Annotated in this window: 13 protein-coding genes; 7 read left to right on the top strand and 6 right to left on the bottom strand. The window is 62.6% G+C overall.

Going from position 1 to position 14,397, the window contains the following annotated elements:
• Window positions 1-8: 8 nt before the first annotated feature.
• The 3 genes from J3P76_RS22180 to exaC form a co-directional block, all read right to left on the bottom strand.
• Window positions 9-1,403 (bottom strand): ethanolamine ammonia-lyase subunit EutB, encoded by a 1,395-nt coding sequence (locus J3P76_RS22180; protein WP_434609367.1) that lies wholly within the window; start codon window positions 1,401-1,403, stop codon window positions 9-11.
• Between the two features lie 57 nt (window positions 1,404-1,460).
• Window positions 1,461-2,909 (bottom strand): ethanolamine permease, encoded by a 1,449-nt coding sequence (gene eat / locus J3P76_RS22175; RefSeq protein WP_434609370.1) that lies wholly within the window; start codon window positions 2,907-2,909, stop codon window positions 1,461-1,463.
• 238 nt (window positions 2,910-3,147) lie between these two features.
• A complete protein-coding gene (gene exaC, locus J3P76_RS22170; RefSeq protein ID WP_434562114.1) occupies window positions 3,148-4,668 on the bottom strand; it encodes an acetaldehyde dehydrogenase ExaC in 1,521 nt (506 codons plus the stop codon).
• A 471-nt stretch (window positions 4,669-5,139) separates the two neighbouring features.
• Between exaC and J3P76_RS22165 the strand changes: the two genes are divergently transcribed.
• The 4 genes from J3P76_RS22165 (at window position 5,140) to J3P76_RS22150 (ending at window position 9,436) form a co-directional block, all read left to right on the top strand.
• Window positions 5,140-7,044 carry a sigma-54-dependent Fis family transcriptional regulator gene (locus J3P76_RS22165; RefSeq protein WP_434701248.1) on the top strand — a complete coding sequence of 635 codons (1,905 nt, stop codon included), beginning with the start codon at window positions 5,140-5,142 and terminating at the stop codon, window positions 7,042-7,044.
• A gap of 121 nt (window positions 7,045-7,165) precedes the next feature.
• Window positions 7,166-8,515: a UDP-N-acetylmuramate:L-alanyl-gamma-D-glutamyl-meso-diaminopimelate ligase gene (gene mpl, locus J3P76_RS22160; RefSeq protein ID WP_434562118.1), complete on the top strand. Its 1,350-nt coding sequence runs from the start codon at window positions 7,166-7,168 to the stop codon at window positions 8,513-8,515.
• On the top strand, window positions 8,512-9,159 hold the full coding sequence (gene ubiX / locus J3P76_RS22155; protein ID WP_420767346.1) for a flavin prenyltransferase UbiX: 648 nt from the start codon (window positions 8,512-8,514) through the stop codon (window positions 9,157-9,159). The genes mpl and ubiX overlap by 4 nt, the downstream gene beginning before the upstream one ends.
• A complete protein-coding gene (locus J3P76_RS22150; RefSeq protein ID WP_045157038.1) occupies window positions 9,152-9,436 on the top strand; it encodes a YceK/YidQ family lipoprotein in 285 nt (94 codons plus the stop codon). The genes ubiX and J3P76_RS22150 overlap by 8 nt, the downstream gene beginning before the upstream one ends.
• A 155-nt stretch (window positions 9,437-9,591) precedes the next feature.
• On the opposite strand, the gene J3P76_RS22145 is transcribed toward J3P76_RS22150, so the two are convergent.
• The 3 genes from J3P76_RS22145 to J3P76_RS22135 form a co-directional block, all read right to left on the bottom strand.
• Window positions 9,592-10,233: an oxidoreductase gene (locus J3P76_RS22145; protein ID WP_420767345.1), complete on the bottom strand. Its 642-nt coding sequence runs from the start codon at window positions 10,231-10,233 to the stop codon at window positions 9,592-9,594.
• A 27-nt stretch (window positions 10,234-10,260) separates the two neighbouring features.
• Window positions 10,261-11,979 (bottom strand): C13 family peptidase, encoded by a 1,719-nt coding sequence (locus J3P76_RS22140; protein WP_420767344.1) that lies wholly within the window; start codon window positions 11,977-11,979, stop codon window positions 10,261-10,263.
• A 93-nt stretch (window positions 11,980-12,072) separates the two neighbouring features.
• Window positions 12,073-12,528 carry a MaoC family dehydratase gene (locus tag J3P76_RS22135; protein ID WP_039594307.1) on the bottom strand — a complete coding sequence of 152 codons (456 nt, stop codon included), beginning with the start codon at window positions 12,526-12,528 and terminating at the stop codon, window positions 12,073-12,075.
• Between the two features lie 189 nt (window positions 12,529-12,717).
• Between J3P76_RS22135 and J3P76_RS22130 the strand changes: the two genes are divergently transcribed.
• Genes J3P76_RS22130 through J3P76_RS22120 form a run of 3 tightly spaced genes read left to right on the top strand, consistent with a single transcriptional unit; the run spans window position 12,718 to window position 14,397 of the window.
• The gene (locus J3P76_RS22130) at window positions 12,718-13,083 is read left to right on the top strand and encodes a CidA/LrgA family protein (protein ID WP_434701247.1); all 366 of its coding nucleotides are present in this window, start codon (window positions 12,718-12,720) and stop codon (window positions 13,081-13,083) included.
• Window positions 13,080-13,796, top strand: coding sequence for an LrgB family protein (locus J3P76_RS22125; RefSeq protein ID WP_420767341.1), 717 nt, complete (start codon window positions 13,080-13,082; stop codon window positions 13,794-13,796). The genes J3P76_RS22130 and J3P76_RS22125 overlap by 4 nt, the downstream gene beginning before the upstream one ends.
• A 10-nt stretch (window positions 13,797-13,806) precedes the next feature.
• On the top strand, window positions 13,807-14,397 hold the full coding sequence (locus J3P76_RS22120; protein ID WP_420767340.1) for an LON peptidase substrate-binding domain-containing protein: 591 nt from the start codon (window positions 13,807-13,809) through the stop codon (window positions 14,395-14,397).

The following is a 14,397-nucleotide window of genomic DNA, read 5'->3' as shown; positions in this document are numbered from 1 at the left end:
CAGGTCTCTTATCCCAAATGCGCGAGGGCGTGACGAAACGCCGGTGGCAGGTTGTCGCCGAACCGCACCCGGCCATCGGCCTGAGTGAAGATGCCCATGTTCGCCAGCCAGGTTTCGAATTCCGGCGCGGGCTTGAGGCCCAGGGTCTGGCGGGCATAGAGGGCGTCGTGGAACGAGGTGGTCTGGTAGTTGAGCATGATGTCGTCGGAGCCGGGGATGCCCATGATGAAGTTGATCCCGGCCACGCCCAGCAGGGTCAGCAGGGTGTCCATGTCGTCCTGGTCGGCTTCGGCGTGGTTGGTGTAGCAGATGTCGCAGCCCATCGGCACGCCGAGCAACTTGCCGCAGAAGTGGTCTTCGAGGCCGGCGCGGATGATTTGTTTACCGTTGTAGAGGTATTCCGGACCGATGAAGCCTACAACCGTGTTCACCAGGAACGGGTTGAAATGTCGCGCCACGGCGTAGGCCCGCGTCTCGCAGGTCTGTTGATCGACGCCGTGGTGGGCATTGGCCGACAGCGCGCTGCCTTGGCCGGTTTCGAAATACATCAGGTTGTTGCCCAAGGTGCCGCGATTCAGGCTGAGCCCTGCGTCGTAGCCTTCCTTCAAAATGTTCAGGCTGATGCCGAAACTGGCGTTGGCCGCTTCGGTGCCGGCGATGGACTGGAACACCAGGTCCAGGGGCACGCCCCGGTTCGCCGCTTCGATGGAGGTGGTGACGTGGGTCAGCACGCAACCTTGGGTGGGGATGTCGTAGCGCTGGATGATGGCGTCGAGCATTTCCAGCATGGCGCAGATCGAGGCGGTGCTGTCAGTGGCCGGGTTGATACCGATCATGGCGTCGCCGTTGCCGAAGAGCAGGCCGTCGAGGATGCTCGCGGCGATGCCGGCGGGTTCGTCGGTGGGGTGGTTGGGTTGCAGGCGCGTGGACAATCGCCCGCGCAGGCCGAGGGTGCCGCGGAACTTGGTCACCACGCGGATTTTCTGCGCCACCAGCACCAGGTCTTGCACGCGCATGATTTTCGACACGGCGGCGACCATTTCCGGCGTCAGGCCAGGAGCCAGTGCCCGCAGGCTCTGTTCGTCGGCGGCTTCGCTGAGCAGCCAATCGCGAAAACCCCCGACCGTGAGGTGGCTGACGACGGCAAAAGCTTGTTTGTCGTGAGTGTCGACGATCAAACGGGTGACTTCGTCGGCCTCGTAAGGAATCAGCATTTCTTGCAGGAAATGGCTGAGGGGCAAGTCAGCCAGGGCCATTTGCGCGGCCACGCGCTCGCCATCGTTGAGCGCGGCGATCTCGGCCAGGAAATCCCCGGAACGCGCCGGGCTGGCCTTGGCCATCAGGTCTTTGAGGCTGTCGAAGCGGTAGGTCTGGGCGCCGACCGTGTGTGCAAAACTGGCCATACAGGTTCTCCGTGACGGCGCCGCTGGGCGGCGCCGTGTTTTTCGGCACGTTACGGCTTAGTGCAAGGCTTCTTCGGCTTTTTGAATGGCCGCGAATTCCTCTTCGGGCGTGCCTGCGACCAAGTGATGCCGACTGTAGAAAGCAAAGTAAGCAATTAACACTCCATAGATGATCGCGGCGCCGATCACCACCCGAGGATCGACCAGGAAGCCCGCCACCACGGCGATACACGCCAGCACCAGGGCCACGCCCGAGGTGAAGATGCCGCCCGGCGTGCGGTATGGCCGGTCCATTTTGGGGCGACGGATGCGCAGGGTGATGTGCGCGGCCATCATCAGCACGTAGGAAATGGTCGCGCCGAACACCGCCACCAGAATCAGCAGGTCGCCCTGGCCGGTCAAGGACAGGCCGAAACCGATGATGCCGGGGATGACCAACGCCAGGACCGGCGCTTTGCTTTTATTGGTTTCCGAGAGTTTGCGCGGCAGGTAGCCGGCGCGGGACAGCGCGAAGATCTGCCGCGAGTAGGCGTAGATGATCGAGAAGAAACTGGCGATCAAACCGGCCAGGCCGACCAGGTTGACGAAGTTGCCCATCCAGGTCGAGCCGCCGTAAGCCTTGGCCAGGGCTTCCACCAGTGGGTTGCCCGACGCCATCAGCGCGTTGGAGCCCGCGCCGCCCGGGCCGATCACCAGAATCAGCAGGGCAAAGGCCACCAGCACCAGCATCGCGCCGATCAGGCCGCGCGGCAGGTCGCGCTTGGGGTTCTTGGTTTCTTCAGCGGCCAGCGGCACGCCTTCAACGGCGAGGAAAAACCAGATCGCATAAGGGATGGCCGCCCAGACGCCGACGTAGCCGAACGGCAGGAACGAACTGGCCCCAGCGGCCTCGGTGACCGGAATGTCCAGCAGGTTGGCGACGTTGAAGTGCGGCACCATCGCCACCAGGAAGACTCCCAGTGCCAGAGCGGCGACGGCGGTGATGATGAACATCAGCTTGAGGGCTTCTCCGACGCCGAAAATGTGGATGGCAATGAAGATGATGTAGAACGCCAGGTAGATCATCCAGCCGCCAATGCCGAACAGCGACTGGCAATAGGCGCCGATGAACACGGCAATCGCCGCCGGGGCAATGGCGTATTCGATCAGGATCGCGGTTCCCGTGAGGAATCCGCCCCAAGGCCCGAATGCGCTGCGGGCAAAACCGTAGCCGCCGCCGGCGGTGGGGATCATCGAAGACAGCTCGGCGAGGGAAAAACACATGCACAGGTACATCGCGGCCATCAGCAGCGTGGCGAGGAACATCCCACCCCAGCCGCCCTGGGCCAGGCCGAAGTTCCAGCCAGCGTAGTCGCCGGAAATGACATAGGCCACGCCCAGGCCTACCAGCAGGACCCAGCCCGCCGCGCCTTTCTTCAGTTCACGTTGTTGGAAATATTCGGAGCCGACTTTTTCGAAATCGACCGAGGACGTTGCCGGTTGCGGGGTTGCATGATCGCTTGGCATAAGGGTTCACCTGTTTTTATTTTTTTTGGCCCTGTTGGAGCGGGGCTGCTCTTGGAACCGGTGTGTTGCATACAGCATGGATGCAAGCTGGACCGCCGCCTTCGCGAGCAGGCTCGCTCCCACAGTGGATCGGTTCCAACCCTGAAGAAGAGTTATCCACAAATCCCTGTGGGAGCGAGCCTGCTCGCGAAGGCAATCTAAAGGGCGAAGCAGGGTTGCCTGCCTCGCCCTTTTTTACTTAGAAGAACCCCAGCGGATTGATGTCGTAGCTCACCAGCAGATTCTTGGTCTGCTGGTAGTGGTCGAGCATCATCTTGTGCGTCTCGCGCCCGACGCCGGACTTCTTGTAGCCACCGAACGCGGCGTGGGCCGGGTACAGGTGGTAGCAGTTGGTCCAGACGCGACCGGCCTTGATCGCCCGGCCCATGCGGTAGGCGCGGTTGATGTCGCGGGTCCAGAGGCCCGCGCCGAGGCCGAACTCGGTGTCGTTGGCGATGGCCAGGGCTTCGGCTTCGTCCTTGAAGGTGGTGATGCTCACCACCGGGCCGAAGATTTCTTCCTGGAAGACGCGCATCTTGTTGGTGCCCTTGAGCAGGGTCGGCTGGATGTAATAACCGCTGGAAAGGTTGCCTTCGAGTTTCTCCACCTGGCCGCCGGTCAACAGTTGCGCGCCTTCGCCCTTGGCGATTTCCAAGTACGAAAGAATCTTGTCGAATTGCTGCTCGGATGCCTGGGCGCCGACCATGGTGTCGGTGTCCAGCGGGTCGCCGCGCTTAATCTGCTCGATTTTCTTCATCACCACTTGCATGAATTCGTCGTAGATCGACTCCTGCACCAAGGCGCGGGATGGGCAGGTGCAGACTTCGCCCTGGTTGAAGAACGCCAGCACCAGGCCTTCGGCGGCTTTTTCGATGAAGCTTGGCTCGGCCTGCATGATGTCTTCGAAGAAGATATTCGGCGACTTGCCGCCCAGTTCCACGGTGGACGGGATGATGTTCTCGGCGGCGCATTTCATGATGTGCGAGCCCACCGGGGTGGAACCGGTGAAGGCAATTTTGGCGATGCGCTTGCTGGTGGCGAGGGCTTCACCGGCTTCCTTGCCGAAACCTTGCACCACGTTCAGCACGCCCGGTGGCAGCAGGTCGCCGATCAGTTCCATCAGCACGCAGATGCCCAGCGGGGTTTGCTCGGCCGGCTTGAGTACCACACAGTTGCCGGCGGCCAGAGCCGGGGCGAGTTTCCAGGCGGCCATCAGCAGCGGGAAGTTCCACGGGATGATCTGCCCGACCACGCCCAATGGTTCATGGATGTGATAGGCCACGGTGTTGCCGTCGATCTCGGCGGCACTGCCTTCCTGGGCTCGCAGGCAACCGGCGAAGTAGCGGAAGTGGTCGGCTGCCAATGGGATGTCGGCGTTGAGTGTTTCACGCACGGCCTTGCCGTTGTCCCAGGATTCGGTGATCGCCAGGGTTTCGAGGTTCGCTTCGATGCGGTCGGCGATTTTCAGCAGGATCAGCGAACGGGCCTGGACCGACGTAGCGCCCCAGGCATCAGCGGCGGCGTGAGCGGCATCCAGGGCTTTGTCGATGTCTTCGGCCGTGGAGCGCGGGAATTCGGCAATGGGCTGGCCATTGACCGGCGAAGTGTTGGTGAAGTACTGACCTTTGACAGGCGCGACGAACTCGCCGCCGATGTAGTTACCGTATTTGGCCTTGAACGAAACGATAGCGCCTTCAGTACCGGGGTGAGCGTAACGCATGATGAGTTCTCCTTGGCTTTTGTGCTTATTAGGGAGCCGCGCAAATTCGCGCTGGTACTTAAGCCTAGAGCAAAGGTTGGGCCATTGCCTTGCAGGGCCCGGAAATCAAGACTTTGGGAGGAATTCGTCAGACAAACGGAGGGGCTGTGTCACGGTTGCGATACGCAGGGTGTGACAGTTTGTGCCATGGCTGAGACAGTCTGTGACCGGCAGGTCGCGCCAGCATTGCAAAGGTCGGTGGGCTGGAGGATGCTGGCTTCGACGGCGAGGCCATGGGCGGACCGCTTATGTGGCGAGGGAGCTTGCTCCCGCTGGATCGCGAAGCGGTCCCCCAAAGCCAACTCGGTCAACCTGATGCACCGCGTGCTCAGGTTTTGGGGCCGCTGCGCAGCCCAGCGGGAGCAAGCTCCCTCGCCACGGGGCAATGTGTCTGCAGGTCCAAAAAGGTCCTTCGGGGAGAATAATAAGAACATGCACAGCAACCATTTGAGTCGCCATGCCCAGCAAGTCTTGACGGTCACCCAGGGCAAGGCCCATTTGCAGGGGCCTGGCAGCGATCCGTCGATTGCCCGTTCCTGGCTGCGCTGCCTTGAGGACTATCACCTCGACCCGGCGCAGAACCTGGCGCCGACGGTGCTTGAACATGGCCGAGTGCTGGAAAGCCGCGAGCGTTTGCAGCAAGTGCTGCATATCGCCGGCACGGAAATGACCAGCCTGCATCAGCAACTCTCCGGCGCCGGCCACGCTGTGCTGCTCACCGACGCTCGGGGCGTGATCCTCAACTGCGTCACTGCCCCCAGCGAGCGGAAGATTTTCGAGCGGGCCGGCCTTTGGCTGGGCGCCGACTGGAGCGAAGCCTGCGAAGGCACCAACGGCATCGGCACCTGCCTGGTGGAACGCCAAGCCCTGACCATCCACCAGGAAGAACATTTCCGCGGCCGTCACACCGGCCTGACCTGCTCGGCGAGCCCGGTGTTCGACCCTCATGGCGAACTGCTGGCGGTGCTTGACGTGTCCTCGGCCCGGCCAGACGTGTCGCGCCAGAGCCAGTTTCACACCATGGCCCTGGTCAATCTCTCGGCGAAGATGATCGAGAGCTGTTATTTCCTGCGTTGCTTCGACAATCAATGGTTGCTGCGCTTCCACTTGCAGGCCGAGTCCGTGGGGCTGTTCAGCGAAGGGCTGATGGCGTTCGACGGCGAAGGGCGGATCTGCGCGGTGAACCAGAGCGCGCTGAACCTGCTCGGGCACATTCGTGGCGGCTTGCTTGGTCAGCGGGTCGAAGACTTTTTTGATTGTTCCCTGGATGAGCTGATGGGCCGGGCCAGTGCCCAGGCCAGCGCCAGTTGGCCGTTGCGCACCCGTGACGGCCGGCATCTGTTTGCCGTGTTGCGCGGCCAGCCGCGTAGCGTCCCGGCCCCGGTCGCGCCGGCCTTCAAAGTCATCGAGTCGGCACGTCTGCCGGGGATCTGCCTGGGGGATGCGGCGTTGCAGGAACATTTTCGCAAGGCACTGCGGGTCTACGAACGCGATGTGCCGCTGCTGATCCACGGCGAGACCGGCTCCGGCAAGGAGGCGTTTGCCAAGGCTGTGCACCATGCCAGCCAGCGCGCCGAAAAAAACTTCGTCGCCCTCAACTGCGCCGCGATTCCAGAAAGCCTGATCGAAAGCGAGCTGTTCGGTTATCGCGGCGGCAGCTTCACCGGCGCGAGAAAAGAGGGCATGCGCGGCAAGTTGCAACAGGCCGACGGCGGCACGCTGTTTCTCGATGAAATCGGCGACATGCCGCTGGCCTTGCAGACTCGCTTGCTGCGGGTGCTGGAAGATCGCCTCGTGGTGCCCATCGGCGGCGAACCCGAGGCGGTGAACGTACGCATCATCAGCGCCACTCACCGGCAATTGCTCGACCGGGTGCGCGATGGCAGTTTTCGCGAGGATCTGTATTACCGCCTCAATGGCTTGGAAATCCCGTTGCCGGCGTTGCGTGAGCGCAGTGACAAATCTCAGCTGCTGGATTTCCTGTTGGCTGAAGAGAGCGGCGCCGAGACGGTGTTTATCGACGAACCGGCGCGCCAGGCGTTGCTGGGCTTCGATTGGCCGGGCAACGTGCGGCAACTGCGCAATGTGCTGCGTACCCTCGCTGCGTTATGCGACGGCGGGCGGATTGGTTTGGAAGACTTGCCGGCGATGATCCGCCAATGCCCGGTGGAGCAGGTAGAAGCCCCGACAGAACACCCGCTGGAAGATGCCGAGCGACTGGCGTTGCTCGATGCGCTGGAGCGCCAGCGCTGGCATATGACCCACACAGCTGAACAGCTGGGGATCAGCCGCAATACCCTCTACCGCAAACTGCGCAAGCACGCGATTGCCCGATAACCGCGTCGCGGCCCTTCGCGAGCAGGCTCGCTCCCACGGTGGATCTCGGTGCGAAGGCCAAACACAAGGTGCGATTTTCCCCTCCCTACGCTAACCTGCGGCCATGTTTACGAGGTCGACTATGCACATCCATATTCTCGGTATTTGCGGCACTTTCATGGGTTCGATGGCGGTTTTGGCGAAGGAATTAGGCCATCACGTGACGGGTTCCGACGCCAACGTCTATCCACCCATGAGCACTCAGCTGGAAGCCCAGGGCATCGAGTTGACCCAGGGCTATGACCCGGCACAGCTGGACCCGGCGCCGGACCTGGTGGTCATCGGCAACGCCATGTCCCGTGGCAACCCGGCGGTGGAGTACGTGCTCAACAAAGGCCTGCCGTACGTGTCCGGGCCGCAATGGCTGGCCGACCATGTGCTGCAGGGCCGTTGGGTCCTGGCCGTGGCCGGCACCCACGGCAAGACCACCACCAGCAGCATGCTCGCCTGGGTGCTGGAGCACGCGGGCATGAGCCCGGGCTTCTTGATCGGTGGCGTGCCGCAGAATTTCTCGGTGTCGGCGCGCCTGGGTGGCACGCCGTTCTTCGTGATCGAGGCCGATGAGTACGACAGCGCATTTTTCGACAAGCGCTCGAAGTTCGTCCACTACCGTCCACGCACGGCGATCCTTAATAACCTCGAGTTCGATCATGCGGACATCTTCCCCGATTTGCCGGCCATTGAGCGGCAATTCCACCATTTAGTGCGCACCATCCCCAGCGAAGGCCTGGTGATCCACCCGACTACCGAGCCGGCGTTGCAGCGCGTCATTGAAATGGGCTGCTGGACGCCGGTGCAAACCACCGGTGCGGGCGGTCAGTGGCAGGTCAAGCTGCTCAAGGATGACGGCTCTGAGTTTGAAGTGATGTTCGAAGGCCAGCCCCAAGGCGTGGTCGAGTGGGACATGACCGGCCAGCACAACGTCGCCAATGCCCTGGCGACCCTGGCGGCGGCCCGGCATGTCGGCGTGGTGCCGTCCATGGGCATCGCCGCGTTGAGCGCGTTCAAAAGCGTGAAACGGCGGATGGAAAAGGTTGCCGAAGTCCGCGGCATCACCATTTACGACGACTTCGCCCACCACCCGACGGCTATTGCCACCACCCTCGACGGCTTGCGCAAGCGCATCGGTGATGCGCCGTTGATCGCTATCATCGAGCCGCGCTCCAATTCCATGAAGCTCGGTGCCCACCGCGACGGCTTGCCGGAAAGCGTGGTCGATGCCGACCAGGTGATCTGGTATGCGCCGGCCAACCTGGGTTGGGATCTGGCCGCCACCGCCGCGCTGTGTACGGTGCCGTCGATTGTCAGCGATTCCTTGGAGGGCATCATCGAACGCGTCAAAAGCCAGGCCCAGCCCGGTACCCACGTGGTGATCATGAGCAATGGCGGCTTCGGCGGCCTGCACGGCAAACTGGCCGAGGCGCTGAAATGAACACTCGCTTGCAGGGCAATGGCCCCGAACGCATCACGCTGGCGATGACTGGTGCGTCCGGCGCCCAGTACGGCTTGCGCTTGCTCGATTGCCTGGTGCGCGAAGACCGCGAAGTGCATTTCCTCATCTCCAAGGCCGCGCAACTGGTGATGGCCACCGAGACCGACGTGACCCTGCCACCCAAGACCCAGATGATGCAGGCCTTCCTCACCGAGTACACCGGTGCGGCGGCGGGGCAGATTCGTGTGTATGGCAAGGAAGACTGGATGTCGCCGGTGGCCTCCGGCTCCGGCGCGCCAGCGGCGATGGTGGTGGTGCCGTGTTCCACCGGGACGCTGTCGGCGATTGCCACCGGTGCCTGCAACAACCTGATCGAACGGGCGGCGGACGTCACGCTCAAGGAGCGTCGCCAGTTGATCCTGGTGCCCCGGGAAGCGCCGTATTCGAGCATTCACCTGGAGCACATGCTCAAGCTGTCGAACATGGGCGTGACCATTTTGCCGGCCTCGCCGGGTTTCTATCATCAGCCACAGACCATCGATGACCTGATCGATTTCGTGGTCGCCCGGATCCTCAACCTGATGAACATTCCCCAAGACATGCTGCCACGTTGGGGCGAGCATCATTTGAGCAGCGATGAATAAGCTGCTGGCGGTGTTGCTGGCGTTGCAACTGACCGGTTGCGCCACCGCCCGCACCCTCGACGCCGCCAAGCCGGGTGCTCCGGTGGTGTACGCCGGGACGCGCCTGGATCTTTATGCGCTGAACGGCGGTTGCTGCGCCAAGGACCGCTTTGGCGCTGAGGCGCCGAGCTATCCGGGCCTCGACCTGCCTGGGAGCGCGTTGCTCGATACTTTGTTGTTGCCGTTGTCGTTGTTTACGGCGTTGGGTGTGGGGTTCCAGGCGACTGGGGGGTTGTAGCAAGCAATTGCCTCACAACCTGTGGCGAGGGCGCTTGCTCCCGCTGGGCTGCGGAGAAGCCCCCAGCTTTTCCCCCTGAGATCCAAGGCGACTGCTGCGCAGTCGAGCGGGAGCAAGCTCCCTCGCCACTATGCATCCACGCAGGCGCTACAGAATCATTTCCCAAGCCTGCGCAACTCATCCGACTCCACCACCCGCACCCCATCCTGCTCTTCCAGCGCCAGACGCCACATGGCCCGGGCCAGTTGGCAGGCTTCGATACCGTGGTACTTGCCGGGAATCAGCTTGGACAACGGCCCGGCCAGTTGCTCGGCCAGGCGCGGTTCAACCCGCTCGCCGAGCAGCAGGGAAGGGCGGCAGATGGTCAGTTGCGGCCAATCCTGGGCCTTGAGGGCCGCCTCCATTTCGCCTTTGACCCGGTTGTAGAAGATCGACGACTTCGCGTCGGCATTCAACGCACTGATCACGATGAGATGCCGCGCGCCCAGCTCCCGGGCGCGTTTGGCGAAGGCCACCACCAGGTCCAGGTCCACGGCGCGAAACGCCTGTTCGGAGCCGGCTTTCTTGATGGTGGTGCCGAGGCAGCAGAAGGCGATGTCGACCGGGCCTTCGAGCCGTTGCAGCAACTCGGCCGGTTCTCCAACCGGATTTTCCAAGTGCGGATGCTCGGCCAGTGGCCGGCGGGAAGGCGCCAGTACCCGGGTGATGGTCGGCTCATTGAGCAGCCGATCCAACAGATGTTCCCCGGTCAATCCGGTCGCGCCGGCGAGCAAAACATGCTGAGGCGTCAAGTACATAGTGTCTCCCCCTTGATACGGTTCAGCTTAGTTGCTCTTTTTGCCCTCGTCGTTCAATGCAGCACTTCGCAATGCTTTTCGCGCTTGTTGCTTGCGCAGCAATTGCCAGTGGGACAGCACCGTCCTCGGCGCCCAGATCTGCGGTTCCGAGGCTTCGAAATTGTCCGCCTGCTCGCGTTCGGCAACGATGCCCTTGGCGCGCTTGAACGCTTGCTCCAGGTCGTCGGTCTGGTTCAGCGCCTGGGCGAACAGGGCGTCGCCGAAATAAGTGAAGTTGGCCTCCTCGGAGCAGCCGAATGACACCCGGTCGGCCCGGGACGCGGTCATGATCAACGTGCGTTCATCCTTGAGCGCCGGAATGAACCCACCGGAATAACAGGCCGAGATCACCACGATCTTGTCGCGATGCTTGAGCGGCGCCAGGACAACGGCCAGTTCGTCGGCGGGCAGGTCGGCCAGTTCCATGCGAGGTTGGTCGAGCACCAGTTCGTGCTCGCTGGTGCCGTGGCTGGTCAGGTAGATGAATATCAGGTCTTCCGGGCCGCTGCGCTCGGCCAAAGTGACGGCGGCGCGGCGCAGGCTTTCGCGGCTGGCCATGGGCCGGTCGCTGAGGTGATCGCGGTGGTTCACCAGGCGGATCTGGCCGGTCGCGCCGAAACGGCTGGCAAGCATATTGGCAACGTAGTCGGATTCACGCAGGAACACGCTCTGCTTGCCGTCGCCGCCCAGGGTCAGGCTGTACAGTTCCACCTCAGGCGTCGACGCGGGGATATCGGCCAGCGCTTCGTCGAGCAGGCGGCCTTGGGCCAGGATGCCGCGTTCGAGCACGTCCGGCAGCAGCTTACCGTCGGCGTCGCGTATCCGCAGGCCGTTGGCCCAGGTGCCGCTTTGCACCGTGCCGTCGGTCAGTACCAAGGTGCCGCGCCCGTGGTAGCTGTCGCTTTCGAACTGGCCCACGTAGAAGCTGCCATCGGGCAGGTTGAGGCGGCCCTCGCCGGTGAAGCGCCATTCGTTGAACTGGCCGAGATAATGACTGCCGTCCGCGCCAATCAGTTCGCCTTTGCCGGTCAGCGCGCCGTCCTTGAACTGGCCGATCCAGACATCGCCGTCGGCATTTTCATAACGCCCCCGACCGTTGAGTTGGTTGTTGCGGAAACCGCCGATGTAGACGTCGCCTTCGGCACTGTTGAACGTGCCCTTGCCCTGGAGCTGGCCGTCGACGAAATGCCCGGTGAACTGGTTGCCGCTGGCATCGAAGCGCTGGCCTTCGCCGTTGGGCTTGCCGTTGGCGAACGGGCCTTGATACTGGCTGCCATCGTCGAGTTCGAGACGCCCGAGGCCGGAGTAACGGTCGGCCTTGAATTCGCCCCGGTAGGTCATGCCGTTTTCCTTGAGCGTCCCTTCGCCGTCCCGCCGGCCTTGCTTGAAGCCGCCGGTGTAGCTGCTGGTCGGTGTGGTCAGGCTGCCCTGGCCATGGAACAGGCCTTGCTCGAATTGGCCGCGATAGACTTCGCCATTGCTGCCGTGCCACTCCCCGGTGCCGTGCCACTGGCCCTTGTCGAACTGGCCGGCGTACCAGCTGCCGTTGGGGTAATCGATGCGTCCCTGGCCTTGCAACAGGCCGTCCACCAGGTCGCCGCGATAACGCCCGCCATCGGGCAGGCGTGCATCGGGAGGCAGCAGCGATTCGCCATCGCCGCAGGCTGTGAGCAGGAGGGCCAGGGTCAGGGGTACAAGTGCGCGCATAACGGGATCCAGGTAATCAGGCGACGAGTATGCCGCAGCTATGCGCGTTGACGCGATGCGAAACTGCATGAGCGGTTTCGCGACCGCGAGGGTCTACACGAAGCAGAGCGACAGTGGCTCGGCGATGTAGGCCGGTTTTTCCGAACCTTCGATTTCCAGCGTGGCGGTGGCCTTGAGCAGCCATTGGCCAGGTTTTTTCTCGGTCACGTCCACCAGATCGACCTTGAGCCGGACCTTGGAGTCGACCTTCACCGGCTGGATGAAGCGCACGCTGTCGAGCCCGTAGTTGACGACCATCTTCACACCCTCGGGCAGGATCAGGATGTCTTCCATCAATTTGGGCATCAGCGACAGCGACAGGAAACCGTGGGCGATGGTGCTGCCGAACGGGGTCTGCGCGGCCTTGACCGGGTCGACATGGATGAACTGGAAGTCGCCGGTGGCTTCGGCGAACAGGTTGATGCGGTCCTGGTCGATGGTCAGCCAGTCGGAACATCCCAGTTCCTTGCCGACATAATCCTTGAGCGCTGTAACGGGAACGTAGGGCATTGAGACTCTCCTTGGTTCATCTGTCCTGCTTTTATGGAACGGGGGTCTGCGCCCCCGAGAACCACTGTAGATCAACATGGCCGACCGGGAAGGTCATCGACCATGCTTTTTACGAATGCCGAACCATAGCGTGGGCGTGCTTATAATGCCGGCGCATTCTTTGAACACGTGTTGCGGGGGAAAGAGCGGATGTTGCTACGGGGCCTGACCTGGCTGGTGCTGTTCCAATTGCTGGGCACTGCCATCAACCATTTGTTCCTGCCGATCCTGCCGGGGCCGATCGTTGGCCTGCTGCTGATGCTGGGCTACCTGATCACTCGCGGCGAAGTCAGCGAGCCGTTGAACCTGGCCGCCAGCAGCCTGTTGCGCTACCTGCCGTTGCTGCTGGTGCCGCCGGCGGTTGGGGTGATGGTCTATGCCCGGGCGATCGCCGCCGATTTCTGGGCGATTGTCGGTGCGCTGATGTTGTCGTTGGTCCTTTCGGTGGCGTTGACGGGCGTGATAATGCAGCGCCTGGCCCGGCGCCACAGTGTCGAGCCGGAGGACGCCCCATGATGTTCGATTGGCAAGGCGCCTGGACCTCGGTCATCCATCACCCGCTGTTCGGCATCGGCATTACCCTGGGCGCCTATCAATTGGTGCTGGCGGCGTTCGAGAAGACTCGCTGGGTGTTTCTTCAGCCGGTATTGATGTCGATGCTGGTGTTGATCGCCGTGCTGGTGGGCTGCGGCATCAGTTACGCCGAGTACCGCAAGAGCACCGAGATCCTGAGCATTCTGCTGGGGCCGGCAACCGTGGCCTTGGCGGTGCCGTTGTACTTGAACCTGCGGCGAATCCGCCAATTGTTCTGGCCGATTTTTACTACGCTGGTGGTAGGCGGGGTGTTCGCCACCGGTTCCGCGGTGGTGCTGGGCTGGGCGTTTGGCGCCGAGCACATGATCCTCATGACGATGGCGCCCAAGTCGGTGACGTCGCCGATCGCCATGCTGGTGGCCGAGCAGATTGGCGGCGTGGCGGCCATGGCGGCGGTGTTCGTGCTGATCACCGGTGTGCTGGGGGCGATCCTGGGGCCGAGTATTTTGACCCGATTGGGTGTCCACAGCCCTGAAGCGCGGGGCATGGCCCTGGGCCTGACCGCCCACGCGGTGGGCACCTCGGTGGCGTTGCAGGAAAGCGAGGAGACCGGCGCCTTCGCGGCCCTGGCGATGAGTTTGATGGGCGTGGCCACGGCGGTGCTGCTGCCGCTGGTGGTGTCGATGACTGTTTAAGGAATGGGTTATGAGCTTGCCGCTGTTCCCGTTGAACACTGTGTTGTTCCCCGGTTGCACTCTTGATCTGCAAATCTTCGAGGCGCGTTACCTCGACATGATCGGGCGCTGCATGAAAAAAGGCGAAGGTTTTGGCGTGGTGTGCATCCTCGATGGCGAGGAAGTCGGCATTGCTCCCGATGGCTACGCGCGGGTCGGGTGTGAAGCGCTGATCACCGATTTTTCCCAGCAGGAAAACGGTCTGCTGGGGATCCGCGTGCAAGGCGCACGGCGTTTCCTGGTGCACAGCACCAGCGTCCAGGCGGATCAGCTCACCGTGGCGCAGGTCGAGTGGCTGGAGGACGAGCCGGAACAACCGTTGCAAGATGAAGATGCCGACCTGGTGGCGCTGCTCAAGGCCCTCGCCGAACACCCGATGGTCGAGGCGCTGAACATGGGCACCGAAGCCAAGGGCCAACAGTCCCTCGCCAATCAGCTGGCCTATCTGCTGCCGTTCAATGAACTGGACAAGATCGACCTCCTGCAACTTGACGACCCGCAACAGCGGCTGGATGCGATCCAAGCGCTGTTGGATGAATTACAGGGCGAACTGTTTGCCTGA

It is taken from the genome of Pseudomonas sp. D1-36 (genome assembly GCF_051132205.1).
Lineage (GTDB): Bacteria > Pseudomonadota > Gammaproteobacteria > Pseudomonadales > Pseudomonadaceae > Aquipseudomonas.
Note: the sequence above shows the minus strand (reverse complement) of the source record. Positions and strands in the feature narration are given on the sequence as shown.

Coding starts and splice junctions, on each gene's coding strand:
- J3P76_RS22180 (WP_434609367.1), bottom strand. CDS start 1,403: ATGGCCAGTTTTGCACACACGGTCGGCGCCCAGACCTACCGCTTCGAC.
- eat (WP_434609370.1), bottom strand. CDS start 2,909: ATGCCAAGCGATCATGCAACCCCGCAACCGGCAACGTCCTCGGTCGAT.
- exaC (WP_434562114.1), bottom strand. CDS start 4,668: ATGCGTTACGCTCACCCCGGTACTGAAGGCGCTATCGTTTCGTTCAAG.
- J3P76_RS22165 (WP_434701248.1), top strand. CDS start 5,140: ATGCACAGCAACCATTTGAGTCGCCATGCCCAGCAAGTCTTGACGGTC.
- mpl (WP_434562118.1), top strand. CDS start 7,166: ATGCACATCCATATTCTCGGTATTTGCGGCACTTTCATGGGTTCGATG.
- ubiX (WP_420767346.1), top strand. CDS start 8,512: ATGAACACTCGCTTGCAGGGCAATGGCCCCGAACGCATCACGCTGGCG.
- J3P76_RS22150 (WP_045157038.1), top strand. CDS start 9,152: ATGAATAAGCTGCTGGCGGTGTTGCTGGCGTTGCAACTGACCGGTTGC.
- J3P76_RS22145 (WP_420767345.1), bottom strand. CDS start 10,233: ATGTACTTGACGCCTCAGCATGTTTTGCTCGCCGGCGCGACCGGATTG.
- J3P76_RS22140 (WP_420767344.1), bottom strand. CDS start 11,979: ATGCGCGCACTTGTACCCCTGACCCTGGCCCTCCTGCTCACAGCCTGC.
- J3P76_RS22135 (WP_039594307.1), bottom strand. CDS start 12,528: ATGCCCTACGTTCCCGTTACAGCGCTCAAGGATTATGTCGGCAAGGAA.
- J3P76_RS22130 (WP_434701247.1), top strand. CDS start 12,718: ATGTTGCTACGGGGCCTGACCTGGCTGGTGCTGTTCCAATTGCTGGGC.
- J3P76_RS22125 (WP_420767341.1), top strand. CDS start 13,080: ATGATGTTCGATTGGCAAGGCGCCTGGACCTCGGTCATCCATCACCCG.
- J3P76_RS22120 (WP_420767340.1), top strand. CDS start 13,807: ATGAGCTTGCCGCTGTTCCCGTTGAACACTGTGTTGTTCCCCGGTTGC.